5 protein-coding genes, 1 tRNA gene and 1 pseudogene are annotated in these 6,357 nt (G+C 62.1%); 4 read left to right on the top strand and 3 right to left on the bottom strand.

Annotation, left to right across the window (positions count from 1 at the left end; translation table 11 throughout):
• From AC2FM5_RS12750 to AC2FM5_RS12740, 3 genes and pseudogenes are all read right to left on the bottom strand, one after another.
• Window positions 1-248: pseudogene (locus AC2FM5_RS12750) on the bottom strand (Na(+)-translocating NADH-quinone reductase subunit C); the annotation flags it as partial.
• Window positions 241-1,449: an NADH:ubiquinone reductase (Na(+)-transporting) subunit B gene (locus AC2FM5_RS12745; protein WP_170367306.1), complete on the bottom strand. Its 1,209-nt coding sequence runs from the start codon at window positions 1,447-1,449 to the stop codon at window positions 241-243. The gene AC2FM5_RS12745 and the pseudogene AC2FM5_RS12750, both read right to left, overlap by 8 nt.
• A gap of 5 nt (window positions 1,450-1,454) precedes the next feature.
• Window positions 1,455-2,798 carry a Na(+)-translocating NADH-quinone reductase subunit A gene (locus AC2FM5_RS12740; RefSeq protein WP_480696863.1) on the bottom strand — a complete coding sequence of 448 codons (1,344 nt, stop codon included), beginning with the start codon at window positions 2,796-2,798 and terminating at the stop codon, window positions 1,455-1,457.
• Window positions 2,799-3,096: 298 nt separating this feature from the next.
• On the opposite strand from AC2FM5_RS12740, the gene AC2FM5_RS12735 reads away from it, so the two are divergent.
• The 4 genes from AC2FM5_RS12735 (at window position 3,097) to AC2FM5_RS12720 (ending at window position 6,333) form a co-directional block, all read left to right on the top strand.
• On the top strand, window positions 3,097-4,209 hold the full coding sequence (locus AC2FM5_RS12735; RefSeq protein ID WP_496735981.1) for a THUMP domain-containing class I SAM-dependent RNA methyltransferase: 1,113 nt from the start codon (window positions 3,097-3,099) through the stop codon (window positions 4,207-4,209).
• Window positions 4,210-4,314: 105 nt separating this feature from the next.
• Window positions 4,315-4,391: transfer RNA gene (locus tag AC2FM5_RS12730), tRNA-Pro, on the top strand.
• A 191-nt stretch (window positions 4,392-4,582) separates the two neighbouring features.
• Complete coding sequence (locus AC2FM5_RS12725) at window positions 4,583-5,167, top strand: ANTAR domain-containing response regulator (protein ID WP_170367334.1); 585 nt, start codon at window positions 4,583-4,585, stop codon at window positions 5,165-5,167.
• Complete coding sequence (locus AC2FM5_RS12720; protein ID WP_496735978.1) at window positions 5,164-6,333, top strand: ABC transporter substrate-binding protein; 1,170 nt, start codon at window positions 5,164-5,166, stop codon at window positions 6,331-6,333. The genes AC2FM5_RS12725 and AC2FM5_RS12720 overlap by 4 nt, the downstream gene beginning before the upstream one ends.
• The last annotated feature ends 24 nt before the right edge of the window (window positions 6,334-6,357 follow it).

The raw sequence follows: 6,357 nt of genomic DNA, 5'->3' as shown, positions 1-6,357 counted from the left end.
GCAAAAGCCTCGGCCACGTCGATGCCCGGCTCATAGACCCCCGCGACCTGCAGAACGTTGATTTGCTTGTCCTTGAGCTTGTTGGCCTCTTGCACCGGGCGCAGGCTGACCGCCGCGGCCGACACGATCATCGAAGCAACCAGGCACACGGCGACCGCGATGAAGATCGTCTTGCCAACCGAGTCCGGCGAGGCCGCCAGGAACCGGGCGATGGCGCCTTTGGGTTCAGGGGATTGCGTATCAGACATGGCGACGCGCCCTCCGTTTGATGTTTGCCTGAACGACGAAGTGGTCGATCAGCGGCGCAAAGACGTTGCCGAACAGGATGGCCAGCATCATGCCTTCGGGGAAGGCCGGGTTCACCACCCGGATCATCACGACCATGACCCCGATCAGCGCGCCATAGATATAGCGGCCCATATTGGTGTGGCTGGCCGAGACCGGCTCGGTCACCATGAAGGCCAGACCGAACGCATAACCGCCCAGCACGACGTGCCAGTACCAAGGCATCGCGAACATCGGGTTGGTGTCCGACCCGATCAGGTTCAGCAGCAGGGTAAAGCCGATGGTCCCTGCCAGACAGCCCACGATCAGGCGGTAGTTGGCAATCTTGGTCATCAGCAGGAAGGCCAGCCCGATCATGCATGCCAGGGTCGATGTCTCACCAAAGCTGCCCTGGATCGAGCCGAAGAAGGCGTTCCACCATGTGATGCCCTCGGCCGCCAGCGCCTGATAGCCGTCAGCGGCCGAAACGGCCAGCGCGGTCGCGCCGGAAAAGCCGTCGACCGGGGTCCAGACCGCGTCGCCCGACATGGATGCGGGATAGGCGAAATACAGGAAGGCGCGCCCCACCAGCGCGGGGTTGAGGAAGTTCTTGCCGGTGCCCCCGAACACTTCCTTGCCGATGACCACACCAAAGATGATCCCCAGGGCCACCTGCCACAGCGGCGCGGTGGCCGGCATGATCAGCGTATACAGCATCGAGGTGACAAGAAAGCCCTCGTTCACTTCATGCCCGCGCACGGTGGCGAAAATCACCTCGAAGGTGCCGCCCGCGACCAGCGTGACTATGTAGATCGGCAGGAAATACATCAGCCCGTGCATCACGTTGGCAAAGATGCTGGACGGGTCCAGAGAAATGCCCAAGGCCTGCAGGACGGCGATGCGCCAACCGGTTGCCGACTCCGGGCCCAGCGTCGCGATTGCCGAGTTGGCCTGGAACCCGGTATTGTACATGCCCCACAGGATGCAGGGGATCGTGGCGATCACGACATAGGTCATGATCCGCTTCATATCCACGTAGGACCGCGCGTGCGGTGCCACGGATGTTACGGTTTTCGGAGTGTAGATGAAGCTTTCCACCATCTCGTAGATGGGGAAGAACTTCTCGTACTTGCCGCCCTTGGTGAAGTTCGGCTCGATCCGGTCAAAGAAGCTGCGCAAACCCATGTGGATCAGCCCTCCTTTTCAATCTTGGTCAGGCAGTCGCGCAGCGCCAGCCCGTATTCATACTTGGCCGGACAGGCAAAGCCCACAAGGCCCAAATCCTCTTCATCCAGCTCCAGCGCGCCCAGGGCCTGCGCCGTGTCGGTATCCATCACCAACAGCGCCCGCAGCAGTTGCGTCGGCAGGTAATCCTGCGGCATGAGCTCTTCGAAGGTACCGGTGGGCACCATGGCGCGGCGGCCACCGTTCAGGTTCGACGTGAAGGCGAACAGCTTTTTGGCAAAGGCCGAACCCAGAACCGGCTGCACCGCGTATTTCGACGGCATCGGACGGATCCAGCCCATCGGGATCTGGTCGTGATCCTCGCGGATGATGCAGATCTGGTGCGCGAAGCGTCCCAGATAAGCGAACGGCCCGGTGGCGTGACGCCCTGACAGGACCGAGCCTGAAATGACGCGGGCCTCGCCGTCGACATTGATCTCGTCGCGGGTCAGATCCTCGGTCGAGGCCCCCATGACGGTGCGGATCAGACGCGGCTGACGCGCGCCAGGGCCGGTCAGGGCCACCACAACGTTCGGGTCCAGATGGCCCGACTGCAGCAGCCGCCCGATGGCGATCACGTCCTGATAGCCGATGGTCCAGACGGTTTTCGCGGCGGTCACGGGTTCGAGGAAATGGATATGCGTCCCGGCCAGGCCCGCCGGATGGGGGCCGCTGAAGGCCGCAGCCTCGACGCCCGGCAGATCGGCGCCGGGGATCGTGTCGCCATCCTTCTGGCACAGATAGGTCTTGCCTTCGGTCAGCTTGGCCACGGCGGCCAGACCGGCGGCAAAGGCCTCGGCCGCGTCATTGATGATCAGCGCGGCATCGGCAGCCAGCGGCTCGCTGTCCATGGCGGTGACGAAAATCGCGGCGGGCGCGGTGCCCGGCTGCGGCATCTTGGAATAGGGCCGCGTGCGGAACGCGGTCCACAGGCCGGCGGCGCACAGCTTGGCGGTGAGGCCCTGCGCGGTCTCGGCATCGCCCACGCCCGAGAAATCGACGCCGGGGTCGTTGGGGTCCGACACTTCGATGACGACGCTCTGCAACACGCGCCGCGCGCCCCGGTTGATGGCCACGACCTTGCCGGTCAGCGGCGCCACCATCATCGCCTCGGGCGCGTCCTTGTGGCAGAACAGCGGCGTGCCGCGCTGGACAGTGTCCCCTTCCTGCACCAGCATCCGTGGTTTGAGCCCGATATAGTCTCCACCCAGCACGCCAACCGAAGAATATGCTGGCCCTGGCTGAATGACCTGTTCAGGCGATCCCTCGATCGGAAGGTCCAGTCCCTTTTTCAGTTTGAAAGTTTGCATGTCGCTACGTTCTTCCAAGCCTTTTTCTTGCGCCCGTCATACAGGGCCCTTTGCTTTGGGCACTGAATAGCGCGGAGTTTCGTCAAGCCCGTCGTAAAAACGACGAGGACCGGCCGAAATCCGCGGGCGTCTCTCTGATTACGGCCCCTTTACGCGGCGAAGCGGCCAAACGCAAACCTGTTACCGCCCAAATCGCGCGCCGTGTAGCTATTTTTACCCGAAACCACGGGCGGAGTACCAAAAACTTGGTAGGAAATTTCGTGTCGCACGGAAGGCCCTGCTGATATAAGCAGCCGGAATGGAGAATACCGATCTTGAGATTTTTCTGGTCGCGACACCCGGTCTGGAGGCTCCCCTCCTCGCCGAAGCGCAGGAGGCCGGATTCGCTGAGGCCCGGCTGGCGCCCGGTGGTGTCACGGTTCGTGGCAACCTGCGCGAGGTCTGGCGTGCCAATCTCCAGTTGCGCGGGGCCAACAAGGTGTTGGTTCGGGTGGGTTCGTTCCCGGCTGTGCATCTGGCTCAGCTGGACAAGCGGGCACGAAAGTTTCCGTGGGGAGATTTTCTGAAACCCGATGTCCCGGTTCGGGTTGAGGCCACTAGCCGAAAATCTCGCATCTATCATGCCGGCGCCGCACGGCAACGGATTGAAGGCGCGATCTCTGACACGTTGGGGGCTCCGATCTCGTCCGAGGCGACGGTCCGTGTTCTGCTGCGAATCGAGAAAGACATCTGCACATTTTCCCTCGACAGTTCCGGAGAGGCGCTGCACAAGCGCGGTCACAAGGAAGCGGTGGCCAAGGCCCCCATGCGCGAAACGATGGCGGCGATGTTTCTGCGCAGTTGCGGCTTTGACGGATCTGAGCCGGTGCTGGACCCGATGTGCGGCTCGGGCACTTTCGTGATCGAAGCCGCGCAGATCGCGATGGGCCTGCCGCCCGGCCGCGACAGAGCCTTTGCCTTTCAGGACTTTGCCGGATTCGACCCCAAGGCATGGGCGGAACTCCGCGCCGACTGGGTCGCAACGCAGACAGATACCGTGTTCCATGGCTCGGACCGTAATGACGGGGCGATCGCGGCCGCGCAGGCGAATGCCAACCGCGCCGGGGTGGACGGCGCGACGCAATTCCAAAAACGCGTAGTCGCTGACCTGAAACCACCCATGGGCGGGCCGGGCCTGATAATCGTCAACCCACCGTATGGGGCACGCATCGGCGATGAAAAACGCCTGCGGTCGCTGTATGGCAGCTTTGGCAAGGTGATGTTGTCCAGGTTTTCCGGCTGGCGTGTCGGCGTCGTCACCAGCAACCAGTCTCTGGCGCGCGCCACCCGCCTGCCGTTGCTGCCTCCGGGTCCGATCGTCGATCATGGCGGTACGAAGATCCGCCTCTATCAAACCGAGGCTCTGCCCTGACCCGTCAATTCCTGCGGGTCCAAGCGGCGGAGTCAGTTCGGACAAAAAGCACACAGAATCCCTCTTGCGCATCAAATCCACTGGGTATAGATCACGCGCCACGGTCGGAGTGTAGCTCAGCCTGGTAGAGCACTGTCTTCGGGAGGCAGGGGTCGGAGGTTCGAATCCTCTCACTCCGACCAATAAAACAAGGCGCCCTGCGGCGCCTTTTTGTTGGTTGGTCGTATCTCCAAATTTGTCCGGGGCAGCAACGTGCTGAATTATTCGGCATCCGCGCACGATCTGCCATCTAGATAGGCGCTTTCCAGGGAATTGAACGCAGCGCTCCGAGGGTGGCATTGCCTCGCTCTGCCTGCTTGGTCAGTTCGATGTTATGAACCAAACGTTGACCGTTGTTGTTGTCGAACAGAACCCGGACCGCGCCGATGCGATCCTCGAGGCCCTGAAAGCGGCGGGGAGCGTCGAGGCGCAGGTGATCGATGGCGTGTCTGAATTGCCGAGCAAGATTGCTGTCCACAATCCCGATGTCGTTCTGATCGACATCGACAATCCATCTCGGGACATGCTTGAAGAACTGACAACCGCCTCCGGCCCGATGGAGCGGCCGGTTGCCATGTTCGTATCCGGGGCTGCAGGCGGCCTGTCCAAAGCTGCGGTCGAAGCAGGTGTCTCGGCCTATGTCGTCGACGGTCTGCATCCCGAAAGGGTCAAGCCCATCATCGACACCGCCATCGCCCGTTTCCAAGTACTGCGCCAGATGCGGACCGAGTTGGCCGAAACCAGACGCGCATTGGAAGAGCGCAAGGTGATCGACCGCGCGAAAGGGCTGTTGATGAAAGCAAAAGGCATTCAGGAAGATGAAGCCTATGCCCTGCTGCGCAAGACCGCCATGAATCAGAATCGTCGGGTGGCCGATGTGGCCGAGGCTTTGGTGACCGCTTCGGGGCTGTTGTCATGAGGGCGGTCTCGCTCCGAGCGGCCTATATGCCGTTGGTCGATGCAGCCCCCCTGATCGTGGCGCACGAGATGGGATATGATCAGGCCGAGGGCATCTCTCTGGACCTGCGCCCCGCCCCGTCCTGGTCCTCGTTGCGGGACATGCTGGCCTTCGGTCATGTTGATGCGGCACATCTGCTGTCCCCTGTCCCGGTGGCCATGGCGCTGGGGCTTGGAGGGATCGTCACGCCCCTTTCGGCCGTATCGGTCCTGTCGGTCAATGGAAACGTGATCGGCGTTGGCCGCCAACTGGAGGCGCGGCTGCGCGAAAATGGCTATGCCTTCGACTTCAGCGATGCTTTTGCGGCCGGAGCGGCCTTGGCAAAGGCGGCCGGTGGAACGCTGACCTTCGGGGTTCCGTTTCCGTTTTCCATGCATGTGGAACTGCTGCGATATTGGGTCAGCGGCACGGAACTCGCCTCGACCCAGGTTGAGATCCGCACTGTTCCCCCACCGTTGATGGCCCAGGCCCTGGCCGCCGGGGAGATCGATGCTTTCTGCGTGGGAGAGCCCTGGGGGTCGTTTTCCGTCGATGACCGGGTGGGTGCGCTCCTGCTCCCGGGAAACGCGATTTGGTCCTGCGCCCCTGAAAAGGTGCTGGCCGTGCGAACGGAATGGGCGCAGACGGAACCACATCTGACGGGCGCGCTGCTGCGGGCGATCTGGCGGGCGGGCCGATGGCTTTCAATTTCCGAAAGCCTGACCACGGCGTCGGAGATGCTGGCGCAAAGGCTCTATCTTGATGTTCCCGCGGACCTGGTCGACCGGGCATTGACCGGCCAATTTGCGATTTCAGCGCGCGGCGACCAGCGTCAGGTCGACCGTTTTGTCACTTTTCATGAAGGCGCGACGGGTTTTCCGTGGCGCAGTCAGGCCAAATGGATCGCGCACCACATGGCGCGAAGATATGGACTGGATCCGTCAGATGCCGAGCGTACGGCAGCCGATGTGTTCCAAAGTGACCTGTATCGGCGCGAGCTGCAGGGAATCGGTGTTGTCATGCCCGCCGATTCTGAAAAGCCCGAGGGTGCCGGCAACGACCCGACGCTAGTGTCCGGCCCGGGTGGAAAGTTGATGTTGCCGCAAAACGTCTTTTTCGACAGTCGGATTTTTGAGCCTTCCCAGTAAGTGCGCCTAATTTTTTTGCACTGC

This window comes from Ruegeria sp. BHSA162, from assembly GCF_059613385.1.
Note: the sequence above shows the minus strand (reverse complement) of the source record. Positions and strands in the feature narration are given on the sequence as shown.